At 63.3% G+C, this 20,448-nt stretch carries 17 protein-coding genes; 9 read left to right on the top strand and 8 right to left on the bottom strand.

All coding sequences use genetic code 11. The annotated features are described in order from the left end of the window. Positions 1–102 precede the first annotated feature (102 nt). Together AC1DJW_RS18935 and AC1DJW_RS18930 are read left to right on the top strand one after the other, a co-directional pair. Positions 103–1,137, top strand: a complete 1,035-nt coding sequence (locus tag AC1DJW_RS18935; RefSeq protein ID WP_390281908.1) for a LacI family DNA-binding transcriptional regulator — start codon at positions 103–105, stop codon at positions 1,135–1,137. A gap of 765 nt (positions 1,138–1,902) precedes the next feature. Further along, entirely contained in the window at positions 1,903–3,087 is a 1,185-nt protein-coding gene (locus AC1DJW_RS18930; protein WP_459342214.1) for an ATP-binding protein, read from the top strand. A gap of 483 nt (positions 3,088–3,570) precedes the next feature. Here AC1DJW_RS18930 and AC1DJW_RS18925 read toward each other — a convergent pair whose 3' ends face one another. Then, positions 3,571–4,212: a hypothetical protein gene (locus AC1DJW_RS18925; protein ID WP_284751521.1), complete on the bottom strand. Its 642-nt coding sequence runs from the start codon at positions 4,210–4,212 to the stop codon at positions 3,571–3,573. 191 nt (positions 4,213–4,403) lie between these two features. On the opposite strand from AC1DJW_RS18925, the gene AC1DJW_RS18920 reads away from it, so the two are divergent. After that, positions 4,404–4,640 carry a hypothetical protein gene (locus AC1DJW_RS18920; RefSeq protein ID WP_284751520.1) on the top strand — a complete coding sequence of 79 codons (237 nt, stop codon included), beginning with the start codon at positions 4,404–4,406 and terminating at the stop codon, positions 4,638–4,640. A 33-nt stretch (positions 4,641–4,673) separates the two neighbouring features. Here AC1DJW_RS18920 and AC1DJW_RS18915 read toward each other — a convergent pair whose 3' ends face one another. Continuing rightward, positions 4,674–6,650, bottom strand: coding sequence for an APC family permease (locus AC1DJW_RS18915; protein ID WP_476902167.1), 1,977 nt, complete (start codon positions 6,648–6,650; stop codon positions 4,674–4,676). 383 nt (positions 6,651–7,033) lie between these two features. Here AC1DJW_RS18915 and AC1DJW_RS18910 point away from each other — a divergent pair, with 383 nt between their 5' ends. From AC1DJW_RS18910 to AC1DJW_RS18885, 6 genes are read left to right on the top strand one after another with little or no spacing between them, the layout of a single operon-like run. Next, positions 7,034–7,132 (top strand): potassium-transporting ATPase subunit F, encoded by a 99-nt coding sequence (locus AC1DJW_RS18910; RefSeq protein WP_078107172.1) that lies wholly within the window; start codon positions 7,034–7,036, stop codon positions 7,130–7,132. Positions 7,133–7,138: 6 nt separating this feature from the next. Then, complete coding sequence (kdpA, locus tag AC1DJW_RS18905; RefSeq protein WP_476902166.1) at positions 7,139–8,806, top strand: potassium-transporting ATPase subunit KdpA; 1,668 nt, start codon at positions 7,139–7,141, stop codon at positions 8,804–8,806. After that, complete coding sequence (gene kdpB, locus AC1DJW_RS18900) at positions 8,803–10,941, top strand: potassium-transporting ATPase subunit KdpB (RefSeq protein ID WP_390281901.1); 2,139 nt, start codon at positions 8,803–8,805, stop codon at positions 10,939–10,941. Before kdpA ends, kdpB begins: the two co-directional genes overlap by 4 nt. A gap of 9 nt (positions 10,942–10,950) precedes the next feature. After that, entirely contained in the window at positions 10,951–11,562 is a 612-nt protein-coding gene (gene kdpC, locus AC1DJW_RS18895; RefSeq protein ID WP_390281899.1) for a K(+)-transporting ATPase subunit C, read from the top strand. A 56-nt stretch (positions 11,563–11,618) separates the two neighbouring features. Continuing rightward, positions 11,619–14,261, top strand: coding sequence for a DUF4118 domain-containing protein (locus AC1DJW_RS18890; protein WP_476902165.1), 2,643 nt, complete (start codon positions 11,619–11,621; stop codon positions 14,259–14,261). Next, on the top strand, positions 14,258–14,935 hold the full coding sequence (locus AC1DJW_RS18885) for a response regulator (protein WP_390281897.1): 678 nt from the start codon (positions 14,258–14,260) through the stop codon (positions 14,933–14,935). The genes AC1DJW_RS18890 and AC1DJW_RS18885 overlap by 4 nt, the downstream gene beginning before the upstream one ends. A gap of 110 nt (positions 14,936–15,045) precedes the next feature. On the opposite strand, the gene AC1DJW_RS18880 is transcribed toward AC1DJW_RS18885, so the two are convergent. From AC1DJW_RS18880 to AC1DJW_RS18855, 6 genes are all read right to left on the bottom strand, one after another. Continuing rightward, positions 15,046–16,536 (bottom strand): MFS transporter, encoded by a 1,491-nt coding sequence (locus AC1DJW_RS18880; protein ID WP_476902164.1) that lies wholly within the window; start codon positions 16,534–16,536, stop codon positions 15,046–15,048. A 423-nt stretch (positions 16,537–16,959) separates the two neighbouring features. Continuing rightward, positions 16,960–17,811: an IclR family transcriptional regulator gene (locus AC1DJW_RS18875; protein WP_476902163.1), complete on the bottom strand. Its 852-nt coding sequence runs from the start codon at positions 17,809–17,811 to the stop codon at positions 16,960–16,962. Positions 17,812–18,026: 215 nt separating this feature from the next. Continuing rightward, complete coding sequence (locus tag AC1DJW_RS18870) at positions 18,027–18,857, bottom strand: SDR family NAD(P)-dependent oxidoreductase (protein WP_476902162.1); 831 nt, start codon at positions 18,855–18,857, stop codon at positions 18,027–18,029. A 107-nt stretch (positions 18,858–18,964) separates the two neighbouring features. Continuing rightward, positions 18,965–19,258: a hypothetical protein gene (locus AC1DJW_RS18865; RefSeq protein WP_476902161.1), complete on the bottom strand. Its 294-nt coding sequence runs from the start codon at positions 19,256–19,258 to the stop codon at positions 18,965–18,967. Next, the gene (locus AC1DJW_RS18860) at positions 19,239–19,985 is read right to left on the bottom strand and encodes an SDR family NAD(P)-dependent oxidoreductase (RefSeq protein ID WP_476902160.1); all 747 of its coding nucleotides are present in this window, start codon (positions 19,983–19,985) and stop codon (positions 19,239–19,241) included. The genes AC1DJW_RS18865 and AC1DJW_RS18860 overlap by 20 nt, the downstream gene beginning before the upstream one ends. Before the next feature lie 92 nt (positions 19,986–20,077). After that, a complete protein-coding gene (locus AC1DJW_RS18855) occupies positions 20,078–20,413 on the bottom strand; it encodes a hypothetical protein (protein WP_476902159.1) in 336 nt (111 codons plus the stop codon). Positions 20,414–20,448: the final 35 nt, after the last annotated feature.

Raw genomic sequence — 20,448 nt, 5'->3', positions numbered from 1 at the left:
ATCACGCATAAAGTTCAACTCTTTTACGAAATAGCGGTTGACTCTGCTTGCCCAACCACCCAGACTTGTGTCGACGAAATATTTCGAAAGAGTTGAGGATCCATGGTCAGCAATGAACGTCCCGGCAAGGTGACATTGGCCGCCATCGCCCGGGAGGCGGGCGTCTCGATGCCGACAGTCTCGAAGGTCGTCAATGGGCGCGAGGACGTTGCCGCCGGCACGCGTGCCAAAGTCCTGACCGCGCTGGAGCGGACGGGATACAAGTCACCGCTTCAGCGAAAGAACATCGCCGGCCGTCCGCCAGTTGTGGAGGTTGTCTTCGACACCTTGAATTCGGCGTATGGAGTGGAAGTCCTCAACGGCGTGCTGGAGCACGCGGCCGTCTCCGACGTCGAAGTCCTGCTCAACATCACCGGGCAGCAATCGGCGTCGAAGTTGAGCCTCGAGCAGCGGGCGCAGCGAATCGTCGATGAAGGCCGCAGCGGCATGATCGTGGTGACCTCGGCGTTCAGTTCGGCCCAGTTGGATCCATTTCGACGGCGGCAGATACCTATCGTTGTCATCGACCCGCTCAACCCGCCACCAGGTGACGTGGTCAGCGTCGGCGCCAGCAACTGGGCCGGGGGCAAGGCTGCCACGGCGCACCTGCTGGATCTAGGGCACCGCAGGATCGCCTATCTGGGTGGACCGGAAGCTGCCGAGTGCAACCAGGCCCGGTTACACGGCTACATGGCCGCGCTGATGGCGAAAGGGGTGCCCGTCGAGGAGCGATACATCATGTCGGGACCCTTCCGCTCCGAGAATGGTGTTGCGGGAATGAAGGCCCTGCTTCAACTCGAAGAGCGCCCAACGGCAATTTTCGCCGCAAGCGACAGCATCGCTTTGGGCGTGCTCGCCGAGGCCCGTCGGCAAAAGATCCGCATCCCGGAGGACATCAGCGTGGTGGGATTCGACGGAACCTACCAAGCGGAGGAATCGGTCCCTCCGCTGACGTCCGTATCCCAGCCACTCCAGGAGATGGGCCGCGCCGCGCTGCGATTCGTCCTGCGCCAAATGCGGGGTGACGCGTTGGACTCGCGGCGGGTGGAACTCGCTACGCACCTTGTGGTCCGCGAATCCACGGCGCCGCCGGCGTAGGCATGTTTTGGGGTTGTGCGGGGCTACGAGCATGACGACGGCTGCGACTTTCTGGGAGACCCCACCGGACGGAACAATGGGGCAGGGGCTCCGTTGCCGGACCGCGCCCCAGCAGAAGGGAACAAGGAAGTCCGCTATGCGAAGCCCTGCCCCCTCAACCCACCAGCAGTAGGCGGAAAGGGCGGCAGCAACCGAGGTCGCCGCAATGGAGGCAATCAAGCCGCAGGTAACGGGCCCTTGCACGAAACAACGAAACCGCAACGATTGCCCGAAAACCTGTATCTGGACGTGCCCGCCAGGGGTCTGCGCATTCTGGGGCAAGATCAGCAGTGCCCACGATGACGGCGAAGGAAAGAACTTGTGGATCAACTGCGACGACAAGGGGCACCTTTTCACGATCAGACGGACCATGACATAAAAGGCGAGTTGTATCAGGCATTCGGAATCGAAGGCGCAAGAGAGTTATACGATGCCCACGTGATCGTTGAAGGCATCATGAGCCAAGGCATGAAGCTCTCAGTCAACGTCTCTGACCTTCAAAAGATCGCCTTCCTCCCGAAACGGTAGCGACGTAGCGTGAGTTCATGAGTGACGACGTCCCAGGTTCACTACGCCCGGGTGACCGCCACAGTTCCACAGGGGATATTCCCACCGGTAATGCGCGATGCCTTACCGCCCTAAGCGCACGGCGAATGCGCAAGAGAACATGTTCGTACTATCCGAATTTATCTTGATTTTTGGATAAAGGTGGATAGGGTGGGATTTATGATTCTGAATGCTCCGAATCCTTTTCGGCCCGGTGCGGGCCGGGTACCCCCTGAGCTGGTTGGGCGTTCAGCCGTGCTGTCCGACTTCATGGGCGTTCTTGGCTCGATGGCGGGGAGCGGTGAGGGTGAGCGGCCGTGGATTATTTCCGGCCTCCGGGGTGTGGGGAAGACGGTGTTGTTGAACCAGTGTGGCCGTAACGCGGTTGACGCTGGTTGGGTTGTCGTCAAGCTTGAAGCTTCCGGTAGTCAGCCGTTGGCTGTTCAGCTCGCCAAGGAAATTTATGTCGCACTCCGTAAGGCGGCGACGGTGTCCGAGAAGGTCAAGCAGGCGTTCAAAGAGACTTTTTCCGTGTTCCGGTCCTTCCAGATCAAGGTGGACCCCGCCGGTGTTTATGGATTCGGGTTCGACGTCCAGGCAGTTGCGGGAAAGGCGGACAGCGGCCAACTTTCCACGGACGTCGCCGAAATGCTTGAGTCGCTGGGCCTTGCCGCCCGGGCCGCTGGCACCGGGGTGCTTCTTGCTGTGGACGAGCTGCAGGAGGCGCCCAAGGATGATCTTGCGGCACTGAACGTTGCGCTTCACCAATTGGGCCAGGACCCGCGACCGGTACCTTTGATGTTCCTTGGTACTGGCCTGCCTTCTCTGCCGGCAGTCCTTGCAAAGGCATCCAGCTATGCCGAGCGGATGTATCTCTACCGCGCTCTCGACGTGCTGAGCGAGGAAGACACCAAGGAAGCCCTGCTAGTCCCATCCCGACGTGAACGGGTGAACTGGACCGAGGCCGCTCTTGGAATTGTCCTGGGTGTCTCACGCGGGTACCCCTATTTTGTCCAGGCCTGCGGGAAACACATCTGGGATGTTGCCGCATCCAGAATCATCGATGCGGAAGACGCCAGGATTGGTATCGCGAGAGCGCGAGACGAGGTCGATGCCGGCCTCTATAAGTCGCGTTGGGAACGGGCCACCACCGCCCAGCAGGAGTTCATGAAGGCGATGGCCCGGGACGGCGACAACCCGTCATTGGTCGCCGACATCGCCACGCGACTGGGCAGGGCCCAGACAGCGGTCTCTGCGCCGCGGCAATCGCTCATACAGGCAGGTCTGGTTTACACGCCGCGCCGCGGATATCTTGCCTTCACCGTCCCGGGGATGGCGGACTACATCAACAGGCACGGACACTAGGGGGAGTGCGAGATGAAGAGTGCCATCTTTGCGGGACATAGCCTGACCTGCTGGTGCTCGTCGTCGGCATCCCCACGACACTGATCATGGTCGCAGGGAATCCGCTGCCATCAACGGAAACACTCCAGCATCTCCTCACGATGCCCGACTACCGCGGCCGGTTCCTCTTCGGCAGTTTCCTGCCGATCGTCGCATGGATTGTCTGGCTGGCCTTCACCGCATCAGTAATCATTGAGATCCCGTCGGCACGAGGCGGGATTCGAGCACCCAGCAAGCACGCGCAGGCGCATTGGTCAGTGCCATCATCTTCATGTTCGCCGCCGGATCCTTGGCCTCCGCCCCGGCCGCACAAGCAGCAACACGGGGGAGTCGTTGTGGTTCTTGGCCGAAAAGCATGCGGCCTCGGACGGACAGTACGAGAAGTCACGGACCTCATCGGCCACCACGTACCGTTCGGAGCCTTACCACCGCGCGAATGGTGCCTCAGCGCGGGACGCCCGACTGCTGGAGGTCGCGCCCGCGAGGGTGGATCTCGACGTAGTAGATCGATCCCGCGCCTGGGGCGAGGTGCCGGTGTGTCTGGTGGCGGACTGGCCGGTATTCATGGCCGAAAGGGTCCCGCACCGTGGCCTGTTCAAGGTGATCCAGCCCCGCGAGGAGCCCATCGATGTCCCTCAGCGTTGCTGGGTGCGTTTCTTCTCCACCGACCTCCAGCACCCATGGTGTCCCGTTGGCACTGCGTGGGCGCTCGAGGGTGAGGGTTTCAAACAATTCGGGAACAAGGGCTTCCCGGGTTGCCGGGAAGAAGCGCTGCAAACGATGGGCCTGCAGGTTCCGGTGTCGGTTGTTCATCCATGCCTGGCGGAGCCAACTGAATTCCACTGGCCCGAACGAGGGGCCAAGGCTCAGGTTCCTGTCCTTATCCAGGGCGAGGCGGCAGTCGTTGCCTGCCCGGTCAAGGATGCAGGCTGCTTCCTCTACGTACTCGAGGTCTTCCAGCATGGCGGTCTTGGACGGGTAGTAGGTGAACTCGCCGATGTCATCGACCACGACGTAGTCTTTAGGATGCGTGCCCGGGACCGCGGCATCAGGTGCCGTTCCCTTGATCAAGGCAATGCGCTTCATGGTGAATTCATCTCTCCTGCGGAGGACCAGTCCATTGCCCGGTTGGCCATGGATTCCTCTCTTTCATCAGATCACCGAACACCGCGGGTCTCCCGGACCTTAATGGGATCCATATGCCGGCAGGGGCAGATTTAGCACTCTCTTAATGAGGGGGACTCGAGCAATGACGATGGACGTGGCAGACTTCGGCCATGAGTATCGAGCACTGGTGGCCGAAGCTGAAGCCGTCCACCCAGAAATGGCTGATCGAGAACAATGGCGACGCGGTGTCCCCGGAAGTGGTCGCCGAGATCACCCAAGTTGGAGGCGTTATTACTTCCGATGCTTGGTGGGTTGGTGAGAGTGGGCCTTCGGGGTTCTACTTCTCGGACGAGGCGGTCGACTGGATCGAAGCGGTAGGGAACGGCGAGGTGCCCGAGCGGCCCTGACGGCATCGCGGCCTGGGCGCCGTGTATCAACGCTCAGCCCACGTGGACCCACGGGCGGCGGCTGACATCGGGTTCGGCTTCACGCAGGACTTCACGGGTGACAGGGGCGATTTCCCCCTCGCCGAGGAATAGGAAGCGAAGAAGGTTGATGACCGGGTTCCCTTCGGTCCAGCGGAAGTAGATGTGCGGCATGAGGCCCGTCACGTCGCGGATGTGCAGCAGCACCGAGGCGATGGTGTTGGGGACAACGGGGCCGTGGACTTCGAGGATCTGGTGTCCGTGCCGAACCACCCCGTGGACTTCGAGTGCGGTTTCAAAATCGGAGGAATCGTCAACGATCACCTCCAGGAAGAGCGCCTGGTAATCCACCGGTATGTGGCTGACCTCGATCGCCGAGGTGAGTTTGTCCCGGTAGGCCTCAGCCGTGAGGCGGAGGGGTTCGTGGGCGATGAGCGCAATCGGGCCGCTCAAGTTGGTGGACATGAATTCCAGCGCCTGGCGGTCCAGATGGACGTGGGTGGCGTGCAGCTCGAAGGAGCGCCGGATCCTGGAGAGCAGGGAAATCACGATGATTCCCACGATAAAGATCGCGGCGATCCGGATGCCTTCGGGACGTTCGAAGATGTTGGCAATGGTGGTGTAGATGAAGACGATGGCGATGATGCCGAACGCGACAGTGCGCTTGCTCTGCCTCAAGCGGCGCGCGGAAAGGGTCACGGCAACGGCAGCCGATGTCATGAGCACCAACACGCCGGTCGCGTACGCACCACCTTGGGCGTCGACGTCGGCGTTGAAAAGGAAAGTGATCAGGAACCCGATGAGGGTGAACACCAACACCAGTGGGCGCACCGCCCGTGCCCATCCCGGTGCCATTCCATAGCGCGGCAGATACCGTGGGACCAGGTTCAGCAGCCCGGCCATGGCGGAGGCGCCCGCGAACCACAGGATGGCGATGGTGCTGAGGTCGTAGACGGTGCCGAAGCCCACACCGAGGTATTGGTGCGCCAGGAATGCCAGCGCGCGTCCATTGGCCTGGCCGCCGGGCTGGAATTCCTGATCCGGAATGAGCACGACCGTGGTGAAGCTGGTAGCGATCAGGAATGAACTCATGATGACTGCCGCAGTGGTCAGGAGGCGGCGGGTTCCCTTGATCCGTCCGGCCGGGTTGTCCTCGGTGTCCGAGGCACGTCCACGGATCTGGGGCATCACGGCGACGCCGGTCTCGAAACCGGACAGGCCCAGTGCGAGTTTGGGAAACACGAGTAGGGCGATGCCGATCACCATGAACGGGTTTCCGTGGGAGGTAGATAGTGCATGCCACCAGTCGCCCACTGCGACCGGATGGTCGAACACCTCCACGAACGTTGAGAAGACGACGACGACGTTGAGGCCCAGGTAGATCACGACGAGAACCACGGCCACGCCAATGGCTTCCTTGAATCCGCGCAGGAATACGGCGGCAAGCAGGGCCAACAGGAACAAGGTCACCAGGATGTTCTGTCCCTGCAGCCAAGCGGGGGCGAGCGGATTTTGGATCGCGTGCGCGGTGGCGTCCGCGGCCGAGAGGGTCATGGTGATCATGAAGTCCGTTGCCGCGAACCCGAGGAGAACGAGGACGAGGAGCTTCCCTCCCCAGCGTGGCAAGAGGCGCTCAAGCATCGCTATGGATCCCTCGCCGCGGTGGCTTTCCCCTGCTACGCGGTGGTACACAGGCAGGGCGCCTAGCAAGGTGACGGCCACGAGGACGATGGTGGCCAAGGGGGAGATCACTCCCGCAGCCAGGGCTGCGATGGCCGGCTGGTAGCCGAGGGTGGAGAAATAATCGACGCCGGTGAGGCACATGACCTGCCACCACGAATGCTTCTTCAGATGGGGATCACCCACCGCGCCTGGGCCTTGGTGCGATCCTTTGGAGTCCTGCAGTCCGAACAGCAGCCATGTCCGCAAGGAGGCCATGCCCCCGGGCCGTGGTGCCGAAGGATCAGCCGGCGGCCTGCTCAAGGTAGTCATGGTGTCCTTTCCGCGCGACGCGCAGGCACCGCGATCATGCTGAAGATAACACCGACTACCGGTCTTTTCGCTGGTTGAAGGCGATCTTGATGAATCCTTAACGGTGGTGCCCCGGAAGCTGCAGCGCGCCCGTCAAGAAGCCGCACCTGTTAAGAAGCCGTCAAGATTCGGCCCTGCGGTGTTAAGGAACCATCAGGAACCGATTTTCGCCGCCGACCAAGGAGTTGACTGGCATCAGCCCCGCAAACGGGGCGCGGATGAAAGGACGTTCCAATGGCCGACGTGGCTGTTGTGGGGATCTTCGTGGCGTCCATGGGGATCGTGATGTGGGTTGCCCACCTTCTGGGCAAAATCGTCGACGGCGATGGGCCGGTGAGCGGGCAGTGAGCGCGGACGCCGTGATGTGGTTGGTCCTGTTCATTGCAGGCCTGTGCCTGTTCGGCTACCTTCTGGCCGTCTTGATCCACCCGGAAAAGTGGTGATCCCGGATGGTTTTCAGCATTTCCTCCTTCGTCACCCAGGTGGCCGTCCTGCTCTTGCTGCTGGTCTTGGTGCACAAGCCGCTGGGCAGCTATCTTGTCCGCGTCTTTGAGGGCAAGAAGTCAACCCGTGTGGAGAGGCTGTTCTACAGGCTGTCCGGGGTTGACCCGGAAACTGAGCAGAGCTGGTCGATCAACCTGCGCAGTGTCCTGGTCTTCTCTGCCGTGTCCATCCTGGTGGTGTTCTTGCTCCAACGGCTCCAAGGCGTCCTGCCCGGGAACAATTCCCTCCCCGGTGTAGACCCTTGGACGGCCATGAACACGGCCATCTCCTTCGCCACGAACACCAACTGGCAGACCTACGTCCCTGAGTCCACCGTGGGCATCTTCGTACAGATGTGCCTGCTGGCCGTGCAGAACTTCCTCTCTGCCGCCGTCGGAATCGTGGTGGTGGTCGCCCTGATCCGCGGTATCGCGCGAACCCGGACGGACAGGCTCGGAAATTTCTGGGTGGATCTGGCACGCACCTCCTTCCGTGTGCTGCTGCCGATGGCCGCGCTCGCGGCCATCGTGATGGTGATCGGCGGTGTGGTGCAGAATTTCTGGGCCACCGACGTCGTCAACCAGGCAGCAGGTGTCACCCAGACCATCCCCGGTGGGCCGGTAGCCTCCCAGGAAGCCATCAAGATCCTGGGCACCAACGGCGGCGGCTATTTCAATGCCAATTCCTCGCACCCCTTCGAGAACCCGAACGTCTTCATCAGCATGTTCGAGGTCTTCCTGATCTTGCTGATCCCTTCCGCCCTGCCATATGCCTATGGCCGCATGGTGGGGGACCAGCGGCAAGGGTACACGGTAGTGGGTGTCATGGGCGCACTCTGGCTGGCGTCCACCGTGCTGATGGGCTGGGCTTTTGCCGGAGCCCAGGGGACCGCGACGGCGGCCGCCGGCGGTTTGGGGGAAGGGTTCGAGCAGCGCTTCGGCGCGGCCCAGAGCTCAATCTTCGCCACGGCCACCACGTTGACTTCAACTGGAGCTATCAACGTCGCCCACGATTCCTTACCGCCCCTGGCAGGCGGGATCGCCATGGTGAACATGATGCTCGGTGAAGTTGCCCCCGGCGGCACGGGATCAGGGCTCTATGGCCTGCTCATCCTCGCCATTGTCTCGGTGTTCATTGCCGGCTTGATGGTGGGCCGCACTCCGGAATTCCTGGGCAAGAAGATAGGACCCCGGGAAATGAAGCTCACCGCGATGTACATCCTCGTGACGCCGGTGGTGGTCCTGGCGCTCGCCGGGATCACGGTCCTGCTCCCGTACGCCATGGCCAACGCACCGGCCTCCGGCCCGCACCAATTCAGCGAAGTGCTCTACGCCTTCACCTCCGGAGCCAACAACAACGGCTCGGCCTTCGGCGGAATCACCAGCTCCGGGCCGTACCTGTCCACCATGATCGGCCTCGCCATGCTGTTTGGCCGATTCCTGCCCATCGTGTTGGTCCTTGCCTTGGCCGGTTCCTTGGCCAAACAGCCCCGGATCCCGGCGTCGTCCGGTACTGTCCCCACCCACGGCTGGCTTTTCGGTTCCCTCTTGCTCGGCGTCACGGTGATCATGACCGCCTTGAGCTACTTCCCGGCCCTCTCCCTGGGCCCCCTCGCAGAAGGACTCCTCAAATGACCCGGTCCAACACGGCATTAGCCTCGGACACCGCCGCCCAGACTTACGCAGACGGAAATCCCCTGGGCACTCCGGGGGAACACAAGCACCACACCAAGGCGCCGGCCAAGCTCGACCTTGCCAGCATCCGGACCGCCCTGCCGGTTGCAGTACGGAAGCTGGGGCCACGCCAGATGATCCACTCTCCCGTGATGTTCACCGTGCTGGTCGGGGCGGCTCTCTGCACGGCCATCTGCATCCTCAAGCCGGCAGTGTTCAGCATCTCGGTGACAATCTGGCTTTGGCTGACGGTGCTCTTCGGCACGTTGTCAGAGGCCATCGCAGAGGGCCGTGGCAAGGCCCAGGCAGACAGTCTCCGGGCCAGCAGGAAAGGTGTCGTTGCCCGGCTTCGGCTGGAGGATGGCACCCTCAAGGAAGTGCCGGGAACAGAGCTGCGGAAGAACGACGTCGTCATGTGCGAAGCCGGGGACGTTATCCCCTCCGATGGCGAGATCATCGAAGGCTTGGCGAGCGTGGACGAATCCACCATCACCGGGGAATCGGCGCCCGTCATCCGCGAATCCGGTGGTGACCGTTCCTCGGTGACCGGCGGCACCAAGGTCCTCTCGGATCGCATCGCCGTTCGAATCACGGCGGTAGCCGGCGAAACGTTCATTGACCGGATGATCAAGCTCGTGGAAGGCGCCGTCCGGCAAAAGACGCCCAACGAAATCGCCCTCCACGTCCTCCTTGTCTCGCTGACTATCGTCTTCCTGGTGGTCACGATGAGCCTGGCGCCGTTCGCTTCCCTGCCGGGGGCAACGCCATCGCCGATCGTGCTGGTGGCGCTGCTTGTCTGCCTGATCCCGACGACGATCGGCGCGCTCGTGCCGGCCATCGGCATCGCCGGCATGGACCGCTTGGTGCAGCACAATGTCCTGGCCACGTCCGGCCGCGCCGTGGAAACCGCGGGAGACATCACCACGCTCCTGCTCGACAAGACCGGGACCATCACGTATGGCAACCGCCGCGCGGTCAACTTCTTCCCCGCCCACGACGTCGAGCGGACCGAACTCATTGAAGCGGCCCGCCTCTGCAGCCTGGCCGATGAGACGCCGGAGGGCCGTTCAATCGTGGATCTCGCGGCGGAAAAGGGCGTCAGCGGCCCGGACCTTGCCGCTCTCTTGAGGGGCTCGGAAGAGTTCGCAGTTGTCGAGTTCAGCGCCAGCACGCGTATGAGCGGCCTGGATCTCGACGGACGGAAGATCCGCAAGGGCGCCGCAACCGCCGTCGCGAAGTTCGTGGCGGATGCCGGCGGCCAGACTCCCGCCGAAGTGGACCGCACGGTGCGGGAAATCTCCGCCCAGGGCGGCACCCCGCTCTTGGTGGCCGGCGTCGGGCACGACGGCGGAGCCCGGGTCCTGGGCACTATCCACCTCGCCGATGTGGTCAAGCCGGGCATGCACGCCCGCTTTGCCGAACTGCGCCGGATGGGCATCCGGACGGTGATGATCACGGGCGACAACCCCATCACGGCCAAGGCGATCGCGGCCGAGTCCGGCGTTGACGATTTCGTTGCCGAGGCCACACCCGAAGACAAGCTGGCCGTCATCAAGGACGAACAGGCCCACGGCCGGCTGGTGGCCATGACCGGCGACGGTACCAACGACGCCCCCGCCCTGGCCGCGGCGGATGTTGGAGTCGCCATGAACTCGGGCACTCCGGCCGCCAAGGAGGCCGCCAATATGGTGGATCTGGACTCGGATCCCACCAAGCTCATCAACATTGTGGGCATCGGCAAGCAGTTGCTCATCACCCGTGGCGCCCTGACCACGTTCTCGGTCGCCAACGACGTGGCGAAGTACTTCGCGATCGTTCCAGCCCTGTTCACGGGCGCTTTTCCTGGACTCGGGCTCTTGAACATCATGGGCTTGGCCTCGCCGTCGTCGGCCATCCTGTCCGCGGTGATCTTCAATGCCTTGATCATCATCGCGCTGGTTCCACTCGCCTTGCGCGGCGTCAAGTACCGCGCTGTCTCGGCGAACCAGGCGCTGGCCAGGAACCTGGTCATCTACGGCCTCGGCGGGCTTGTGGCTCCCTTCATCGGGATCAAGCTCATCGACCTGCTCATTTCCCTCATCCCCGGCATCGGCTAGGAGACAACCATGAACACCCTTTTCGGCTATCTTCGGCAAGCAGGAACGGCCCTGCGGTTTCTGTTCCTGGCCACCGTGGTCCTTGGATTGATCTACCCGCTGGCGATTTTCGGTATCGGCCAGGCCGTTGCGCCCTTCCAAGCCAATGGCTCCATCGTGAGGGACGCGGCCGGAAGGCCTGCCGCTTCCGCCCTCATTGCCCAAGTATCTGCCAACGACGCCGGCACCCAGAGCCCGCTGTGGTTCCACGCCCGTCCCTCGGCGGCCAAGTGGGACCCGGGGGCATCCACTGCCAGCAACCTGGGACCCAACGATCCCAAACTGCTCGACGCCGTCAAAACCGACCGTGCCGCCGTCGCCGCCGCAGAGGGGGTCAAAGAGTCCGACGTCCCCGCCGATGCCGTGACGGCCAGCGGTTCAGGGCTGGACCCGCAGATCTCGGTCGCCTATGCCCGGCTCCAGGTGCCGAGGGTGGCCAAGGCACACGGGCTGAGCCCTGAAACCGTGCAGGCCATGGTGGACCGCCGCACGGTCACGGGACTCGAGGCCTTCCTGGGCCAGCCGTCCGTCAATGTCACGGAACTGAACCTGGACATAGCCGCAGCGGTGCCAGCCAAGTGATTGCGGCCAAATCCGAGCAAGGAACCGGCGCGTTCAACAAGTGAAAGAATGACCACATGGCACGGGCAACGCTGCGCATTTTCCTCGGGGCAGCCCCGGGGGTAGGGAAGACCTACGCCATGCTCGAGGAGGCTCACCGGCTGCGCGGCCGCGGTGAAGACGTGGTGGTGGCCTTCGCCATGGACCATGGGCGCAGCGACACCCGTGCCTTGATGGACGGATTGGAAGTCATCCCGCCGCACACGATTGCGTACCGGGACACCAGCTTTGAAGAGATGGACGTCGACGCAGTCTTGGCACGCAAGCCGCGCACCGCCGTCGTCGATGAATACGCCCACTCGAACATCCCCGGAAGCCGCAACTCCAAGCGCTGGCAAGACGTTGAGGAGCTGCTCGACGCCGGCATCAACGTCCTGTCCACGGTCAACGTGCAGCATCTGGCTTCCCTCGGTGACGTCGTGAGTGCCATCACTGACGTCCGGCAGGCGGAGACGGTGCCCGACGACGTCGTGCGGCGCGCCGATCAAATCCACCTTGTGGACATCTCACCGGAGCTGTTGCGGCAACGGCTAGGCGACGGCAAGATCTATTCGGCCGACAAGATCGACGCCGCGCTGTCGAACTATTTCCGGATGGGCAACCTGACGGCCTTGCGGGAATTGGCACTGCTGTGGCTCGCCGACCGTGTGGACGAAGGCCTTGCGAAGTACCGTTCGGAACAGGGGATCGAGGCGAGCTGGCCAGCCCGGGAACGCATCGTCATCGGCCTCACCGGCGGGCCCGAAGGGGAAGTCCTCGTCCGCCGGGCTGCCCGGATCCTCAAGCGGGTCAACGGCGGCGACTTGCTCGCGGTGCACGTCCGCGCCGCCGATGGTGTGGCCTCGGAATCTCCGCAGGCGTTGGAAGCCCAGCGCCTTTTGGTCCGGGATTTGGGCGGCAGTTACCACACGGTGGCCGGGGAGGATCCGGCCAAGGCCTTGCTTGACTTCGCCCGAAGCGTCAACGCGACGCAGATCGTCGTCGGGATTTCGCGACGCCGGAGCCTCGTTGGCAGGCTGACTGGCCGGGGGATCGGCAACCGGGTGGTGCGGGACTCCGGCGATATTGACGTGCACATGGTTTCGCATCCCTTGGGTGGCCGGGGCGTGGACCGTCCGCGGCAGCGGGACCTCGGCCGCACCAGGGTGACTGTCGGCTTTGCCATGGCCGTAGTCCTTCCGGTTCTTTTGCAGCTCCTGCTGGCCGCGAGTCCTTCGCACAGCATCGCGACGGCGGTGCTTCTCCAGCTGACGGGCTCGGTTGCCGTTGCCTTGGTCGGCGGGTTGTGGCCCGCCCTGCTCGGTGCCTTGTGGAGCAGCCTGTTGGTGAACTTCTTCTCCATACCGCCTGTGGGGACCCTGACCATCAGCGACCCCGAAAATATCCTGGCATTGCTGGTTTTCGTGGGCGTTTCAGCCGCTGTTGCGGCCGTGGTGGACGTCTCGGCCAGGCGCTCCAAGGAAGCCGCCCGTGCCCGTGCCGAGGCCACCACCCTGGGTGACCTCACGCGTGGGGCGTCGAGCGCCGAGGACACCGTCGAAGGACTCTTGAACCAGGCGCTGGACGTATTCCAGATGCGCGGGGCGGCTCTGTACAGGGCCGCGGGCCCGGCTGGCGGGGCTGCCGACGGCTGGCGCCTCGTCGCGCAAGCCGGAGAGGCCGCACCCCTCCCTGCCGACGGCGGCGAAAACACCGAACAGATCGACGCCGGAACCCGCCTGGTCCTGTCGGGCCGCATCCTGCCGGCCAGCGACCGCCGCTTGCTCAGCGCCTTCGGCGCGCACCTTTCGGCCCAACTCGAGAGGCGGCAATTGGCGGCGAGCCGACGGGAGGTCAGGCGCCTGGCCGAGAGCAACACCATGCGCACTTCCATCCTGCGCGCCGTCTCCCATGACTTGCGGACTCCGCTGGCCGGCATCAAATTGGCCGTGGGCGGCTTGCGGCAAAGCAACGTCCACTACACACCCGAGGAGGAACAGGAACTGCTGGCAACCATCGAGGAATGCTCGGACAGGCTCGACGTCCTTGTGGGGAATCTCCTGGACATGTCCCGCATTACCTCGGACTCCGTGAACGCACTGATTCGCCCGGTGCGCTGGTACGAAGTGATCCCGACCGCCCTCCATGGCTTACCGCCGGGGCGGGTGCGGGTCGACCTGCCCGGAAACATGCCGGAGATCGACGCCGACGCCGGGATGCTGGAACGCGTCATTGCAAACATCGTGGAGAATGCCATCAAATACGCTCCGGATTCCGATGTTGTGCTGGTGGGAGCCGCGGGTGGCTTCAGCTCGTCCACCCTGGATGGGAAGCCGTCCGGAGAACTGCGCATCATCGACCACGGCCAAGGAGTGCCCGCCGAAAGCGTGGTCAGGATGTTCCAGCCATTCCAGCGGCTCAACGACGTCCCTTCCACCACCGGGGTTGGCTTGGGGCTTGCCGTGGCCAAGGGATTCACGGAAGCGATGGGAGGCACGCTCACTGCGGAAGAGACTCCCGGTGGCGGCCTGACCATGGTCATCCGGCTTCCGCTGTCCACCGGGGTGACGTTCCCGCATGACTCAGCGCAAGCTCCCTTGGAGGCGCAATCGGTTCTCTTGCAGCGCCGTCATGTGCCGTCGTCGGGCAGTCCCGATAGCGCCTCCAGGGAGGCGAGATGAGCAACGTACTGGTGGTGGACGACGATCCCCATATCGTCAAGGCCTTGCGGATCACGCTCCAAGCCCATGGTTACAGCGTGGCCACCGCGTCCGACGGCGAATCGGCCTTGCGCTCTGCCGCCCAGCACCCGGTTGGCGTCTTGATCCTCGACCTGGGGCTGCCAGACATCGACGGAACCACAGTCATCACCCGCTTGCGTGAGTGGAGTAGCGTACCCATCCTGGTCCTCTCCGCACGTCACGGCTCGGACGACAAGGTGGAAGCCTTGGACGCCGGCGCGGACGACTACATCACCAAACCGTTCGGGCTCGACGAGCTGCTCGCGCGCCTCCGGGCGATCCTGCGGCGCACCTCTGACCCGGGCGAAGAAGCGCCCGTGCTGGTCACTGAATCGTTCACTGCGGACCTTGCCATGAGACGCGTAACGCGCGACGGCGAAGACGTCCGCCTCACGCCGACGGAGTGGAGGATCCTGGATCTTTTCGTGCGCAATCCCGAGAAGCTGATCACCCAACAGCAGCTCCTCAGCGAGGTGTGGGGCCCGGCCTACGCCAAGGAGGCCAATTACCTGCGCGTGTACATGGCCCAGCTCCGCCGGAAACTGGAACCGGAGCCCGGGAACCCGCGCCACCTGATCACCGAGGTAGGGATCGGGTACCGGTTCATGCCGTGAGGCGGGCTAGGGTTGGCGATTTGTGGGTACACGCGTGGTGTCCAGTTCCACTTCGCCGCGCCAACTGCTGGAACGGTACATGGAACCGGACACCATAGAGCCACAGCGAGCTAATGGGTCGCTGCAGCCGCACCCGTGTTTTGGGCTTCTTCTTCGACCTCGACGAGGGCCTCTATAACCGCGCCGCGGTGGTCCATCGGTGTCGACTTTCTGAAGGTCATGGCTGCGGCAAAGGCGACCGCGCCCGTGATGAGGATGAACGTGATCCCAGCGTTCCATGAAGAAATGGTCGGTGCCGTGGTGCCAGGCACAGTGCTCGACGCCAACAAAACACCGATGATCGCGGTGCCGATCGCGCTGAAGAGGGTGCGTCCAACCGTGAAGATCAGACCGACGGCCTCGCTGGTGTCGCGCGCGGACACGTTCTCCACGATGACAATCGGAATGCTAATGGTGAGGAACACTGTCCCAACCGAGCCGATCACGATGGCGACAATCGAAAGCGGGAGGCTATGGGTCGAGATGAAGAAGCCGGAGTATCCCAGGATTCCGAGCAAGGTGCCCAAGGCGAGTATCAGCTTTCCCCCGAATCTTCCGGCGACCCGACCTGCCACGGGTGACAAGATGAACGCGATCGCCCCTGAGATCAGCCCGTACAGTCCGGCTTGGGTCGGAGTCAAGCCGAGGCCGACAGGAAGTTTCGTTGGGCTTTGCTGAAGGATGGGGGTGAGCAGGCTCGGCGCCGAAAGGATACCGAGCGATACAAAAGCGGTGGCGACGAGAGCAAGAACCAATGAACGCTTGCGGAACAGCCGCAGGTTGAACATCGGGGTCTCGATTCGCAGTTCCCAAATGATCCAGAACGCGAAGAGCAGCGCTCCGATAACGATGAGGCCGACGACCAACGGGCTGGCGCCCTCAGTGCGAGACGTCGTGAACCCGTACAGAATTGCTGCAATTGCTGGGGCCATCAAAATGCCGCCCAACACATCCACCCGGCCACGTTCCGCCACGGCGACAACCGACTTGGGCAGTGCAAGTGCGACCAGGATCGACACGATCGCCAGGATGGCCGAGGCGACGAACATGCTGCGCCAACCGCCGGCGCCGAGAAGGATGCCTGCCGCCACGCCTCCCAGCGATCCACCGATGAGGCCGATGCCCGAGGTCAGGCTGATGAGAACCGACACTTTGGAAGGGGGCGCAACCTCGCGGGCGACGCCGATAAGCAGCGGAAAGAGGCCCGCGCTGGTTCCCTGCAATGCGCGACCGATCAGCACGCCCTCCAGGTTGCCGGTGATCACGCTGATGATCGAACCTGCAGCGGAGATCAGCATCAGAATGATGAGAATCTTCTTCCTGCCATAGATATCTCCGAGCCGCCCCGCAATAGCCGCTGTGCCTGCGCCGGTTAGCAAGAAGATTGTGATCACCCAGGAGATCGCGGATGCATCGGCTTTGAAGGCAGCCATGAGTGTGGGGATGGCTGCAAACACCATCGTCACTTCGAATATCGGGGTGAGCTCGATGATCATGAAGATCGCAACGATCAAGCCGAAAGGCCTCACCGCAATTGACCGTGTGGGATCGGTCGTAGTCATATCGTTCCTAACTTCCTTGTTAGAGATGATGTTCGCTTTAGCGAAACGAGGGTTTCGTTGTGTGATTTGCACCATGCTGTCACCGACAAAGTGCTCTGTCAAGAGCGGGACGCGCCGTTCTGGGCCCAGGGCTGTGCCCGAAGTCAAGCGCTTGTCCTGATCCTGGCGGGCCTATGTTGCCTCGGACTGGTTGTTGGGCACTTGATCAGAGCCGGAAGGCACGGCTGTGCCCGGGATCGCGGCGTGAACCAGCCACACAGCCCGGCGCAGACTAGCCCCACGAGGCGCGGGTCGTGTTTCGGGTCATCGCTCGGTAACATTTCCGGCACTCAGCCCGAAATGGCATGCGAATGTTCATGTTGTGATGGTTCACAACATGTTGCACGGTGACGAGTGGGTGGCCTGAAAGGCCGTCACCTTCAGTCAGGATTCTGTGGGTGGCCCTTCAGTGGGCTGGCGTCGTGTGGCTACGCGGGAGCTCGCGATCCGAGCGGTGAGGGCTGCGGCGGAGTCTCTGACGAGGCGTGTGAGATTGGATTCGGCGCCCCTGTCGAAGCGGCTTTCGGGGACTGTGATGCCGACATCGCCGACGACGAGGTTGCCTGAGAGCCCGAACACCGGGGAGGCGATGGCGATCGCGCCGTCGATCCGCTCGCCGTGCGAGATAGCGTAGCCGTCCCGGCGGATCTCCTCGAGTCGCTCGGAGAGTCGACCGGGGTCGACAAGGGTGCGTGCAGTCACTGCGGGGAGCGCGCCGTGGGAGATCTCTTGCCGGGTCTCATCCGGTAGGAAGGCGAGGATTGCGAGCCCGCTCGCGCCCGCGTGGAGAGGCAACCAGGTGTGCTTGCGCAGCACGTAGCGCAAAGGGTGCGGGGACTCGACCGTGTGGGTGAACATCATCTGCCGGCGCTGTTCGTTGTAGACGGCGAAGAACGAGGTCTCTCCGGTGCGCGCGGTGAGTTCACCGAGGATGTCCGCGGCCGCCTCCTCGAGGGGGAGACGGGCCGTCGTCGCCCAGGCAAGCCGCAGGAACTCGAGTCCAAGCCGATACGCGCCGTCGGGCGTGCGCCCGACCATCCCGAGCTTCTCCAAGTCCGTGAGCAACCGGTGGGCCGTGCTCGCGCTGACCCCCATGAGGGAACCCAGCTCGCGCACACCGTAGGAGTCATCGCCCGTGTCGACCATAATGGTCAGCAGCTCGATCCCCCGGGCCAGCGGGTGCCGTTGCCTGTCCGCCACCGGCTCCGAATCGACAGCCGTCTCGTTCGCACTCATTTGCCCCTCCAGGACTCTCCGACATCTCCCTGCTACGACTTAGCGAAATCGTCTCAGTTCGAAGTCATTCTGGATGAGTCTACTTAACAGGACGCGTGTTCTGACGAAGAATCGAAGCATCGGGCGTAAGTGAGTTAAGAGATACCTTTCCGACGGGCGGTCGAGTTCGGGATGGATGGCCCGCGCCGGGTCGCCTTGGGGCGTCCTTGATTGCCTCAGCGATGGGCCGTTATGGTTCGAGGTTGGCTGGATACTTCCTGGAGCAGGCGGTCCACCGTGGGACGGATCCGCTGCAGGGGATCGATGGCTGGCACCGCGTAGAGATAGTTGGCTTCCATGGCCGCGAGTGCGTTCTCTGCCACGTCGTGGGGGTCTATGGCCGGAACGGCAGGGATGGAGTCTCTTCTTGCGGAGGACCCTGCGGCGTTCTCGACGCGCTCGGATTCGATGGCCGCGCTCATGGGCGTGCGGACGATGCCCGGGCAGAGGACGGTGGCGCTGACGCCCGGCGCCGATGCGTCCAATTCGGCCCGCAGCGTCTCGGTGAGTGCGACGACCGCGTGCTTGGTCACGATGTAGTCGGCGATGCCCGCGATGATGGACAGGCCGGACATGGAGGCCGTGTTCAGCACATGGCCGTGGTTCTTTTCAACCATGTGCGGCACGAACGCGCGGATCCCGTTGATGACGCTCCAAAGGTTCAGGGAAAGCAGCCGCTGCCAGGCATCCGGGCTGATCTCCCAGGACGGGCGCTGGGCATTGGCGGCCCCGACGTTGTTGCATATGAGGTCAAAAGTGCCGAAATGCTCAAGAGTTGTGCGCGCGAGCCTGTCGACCGATTCGGCATCGGTCACGTCGGTGGGCACCGCGAGGACTTCGGTGCCGAACGACTTCAGCTCCTTGCGTGTGGCCTCCAGTCCGTTCGAATCGATGTCGGCAATTACGAGCTTGAGCCCGCGGGCTGCCAACGCCAGGGCAAGCGACTTCCCTACGCCGCTTCCCGCGGCGGTTACCACGGCTACCTCTCCTGGTACGAAACTGGTCATTGCGCGACCTTCTTTCTTTGGATATCCCTATTGGTGGAACGTCGGTTCTGTGGTGAATGGAAGACCTGTGGCATCGCAGGCAGCTACGATGCCGTAGGCGGTGGGAGTCAGGGTCCCGTCGTCTGGATGCAGGGCGGGCTGACCCACGCCCCGTACCCGTCGTCCTTTATGTAGAGTGCGCGTGCCTGGGCATGGTCCCCGGCAATCCAGAGGATTGAGGAGTCCTCGGAGACCATGTCCACACGGCCGCGCCGGACAGTCTTCGGCCCGCGCCGGATCTCGACCTCCTGTCCGAGAACGCAAGACCAGTCGTCGTATCTGATCCAGCGGCGGGCAGGAAACGTGCCGGCCCCCGCGCAGTACTCAATCAGTGGCAGTTCGTCACCCGGTGAATGTGCCACCGTTGACGCCCATGATCTGTCCGGTGATGAATGAGGCCTGGTCCGAGCAGAGAAACGCGCAGGAAGCGGCGATGTCCTCGCCCGTGCCGATGCGCCCGACGGGAAGGCCCTTGCCCAGGATGTCGCTCGGGGGAAGTGTCCCTGCCTCCTGCTTCTTGCGTAGGGCCGGTGTGTCGATCGCGGAGGGAGCGATGCTGTTGACGGTCAGGCCTGAGGATGCGTATTCCAGGGCCAGGGTCCTCGTCAGTGCGATCACGCCGCCCTTGGACGCCGAGTAGGCCGCCAGGCTCGGCGCTCCGGTCTGGGCGCTCGCGGAGGAGATCAGGACGATCCTGCCCCATTGGGCGTCCACCATGTCGTCGATCACGGACTGGATGCAGTTGAAGGTGCCCGTCAGGTTGATGGCCAGGACGCGGTTCCAGGATTCGGGCGTGATTTCGGCGAAAGGCTCTTGGACGGCCACTGCTGCACTGGAGACCAGCACTCCGATGGGGCCGAGCTCGTCCCGGGCTTTCTCAATGGCCTGGTCGACTTGGGCTCGATCGCTGACGTCAACCTGGTACCCCGCCGCCTTGCCGCCTGCCGCGGACAGCTCCTTGGCGACGAGCTCGGCGCCCTCGCCGTTCACGTCCAGGACGGCAACGGCGTACCCCTCGTCGGCGAGCCGGGTGGAAATCGCCCTGCCGATGCCAGAAGCTCCCCCGGTCACCACAGCGACCCGTGTCATCGCGCTCACCAGGCCTGTCCGCACGGCCCGCCGGGCCGTCTGTTGCTTGAAACCATGCTGATTCTCTCCTGTCTTTCTGAACGCCGCCGTCCTTACGGGAGGGCGGGGTTCCCTTCGGCGATGAAGGGGACGAACACCATGGTGCCCAGGTCGAGGTCCGGGCTCATGCCGAGACCAGCCCCGAAGAGTACGCCCATGGCAGAGGCCGCAGATCCTTCGACTTCGTAGATCGTCGCGTACTGGTGCGACACCGAAGCGGGCGCTTCCGTGGCCGCGCGGTAGCGCTGGGCCGCGACGAAACCCGGAAGCCCAAGCACCTCAGGTATGTGTGTCTCCCAGTACCAAGGACGGAACGCTTCATCCTGCCCTTCTACGGGGTTGACGAGCGCAAGCAACATCTCGCGTGGTGGCAGCTGGTTTTCGGTCATTTCATTCTCCTTTTTGGATGGCACTGGCTTTTCGG

It is taken from the genome of Arthrobacter sp. 05L417, from assembly GCF_056397865.1.
This window is presented reverse-complemented; position numbering and strand designations above follow the sequence as displayed.

Excerpts from the sequence above, each read along its gene's own strand:
- AC1DJW_RS18935 (WP_390281908.1), top strand. The coding sequence starts at position 103 with ATGGTCAGCAATGAACGTCCCGGCAAGGTGACATTGGCCGCCATCGCC.
- AC1DJW_RS18930 (WP_459342214.1), top strand. The coding sequence starts at position 1,903 with ATGATTCTGAATGCTCCGAATCCTTTTCGGCCCGGTGCGGGCCGGGTA.
- AC1DJW_RS18925 (WP_284751521.1), bottom strand. The coding sequence starts at position 4,212 with ATGAAGCGCATTGCCTTGATCAAGGGAACGGCACCTGATGCCGCGGTC.
- AC1DJW_RS18920 (WP_284751520.1), top strand. The coding sequence starts at position 4,404 with ATGAGTATCGAGCACTGGTGGCCGAAGCTGAAGCCGTCCACCCAGAAA.
- AC1DJW_RS18915 (WP_476902167.1), bottom strand. The coding sequence starts at position 6,650 with ATGACTACCTTGAGCAGGCCGCCGGCTGATCCTTCGGCACCACGGCCC.
- kdpA (WP_476902166.1), top strand. The coding sequence starts at position 7,139 with ATGGTTTTCAGCATTTCCTCCTTCGTCACCCAGGTGGCCGTCCTGCTC.
- kdpB (WP_390281901.1), top strand. The coding sequence starts at position 8,803 with ATGACCCGGTCCAACACGGCATTAGCCTCGGACACCGCCGCCCAGACT.
- kdpC (WP_390281899.1), top strand. The coding sequence starts at position 10,951 with ATGAACACCCTTTTCGGCTATCTTCGGCAAGCAGGAACGGCCCTGCGG.
- AC1DJW_RS18890 (WP_476902165.1), top strand. The coding sequence starts at position 11,619 with ATGGCACGGGCAACGCTGCGCATTTTCCTCGGGGCAGCCCCGGGGGTA.
- AC1DJW_RS18885 (WP_390281897.1), top strand. The coding sequence starts at position 14,258 with ATGAGCAACGTACTGGTGGTGGACGACGATCCCCATATCGTCAAGGCC.
- AC1DJW_RS18880 (WP_476902164.1), bottom strand. The coding sequence starts at position 16,536 with ATGACTACGACCGATCCCACACGGTCAATTGCGGTGAGGCCTTTCGGC.
- AC1DJW_RS18875 (WP_476902163.1), bottom strand. The coding sequence starts at position 17,811 with ATGAGTGCGAACGAGACGGCTGTCGATTCGGAGCCGGTGGCGGACAGG.
- AC1DJW_RS18870 (WP_476902162.1), bottom strand. The coding sequence starts at position 18,857 with ATGACCAGTTTCGTACCAGGAGAGGTAGCCGTGGTAACCGCCGCGGGA.
- AC1DJW_RS18860 (WP_476902160.1), bottom strand. The coding sequence starts at position 19,985 with ATGACACGGGTCGCTGTGGTGACCGGGGGAGCTTCTGGCATCGGCAGG.
- AC1DJW_RS18855 (WP_476902159.1), bottom strand. The coding sequence starts at position 20,413 with ATGACCGAAAACCAGCTGCCACCACGCGAGATGTTGCTTGCGCTCGTC.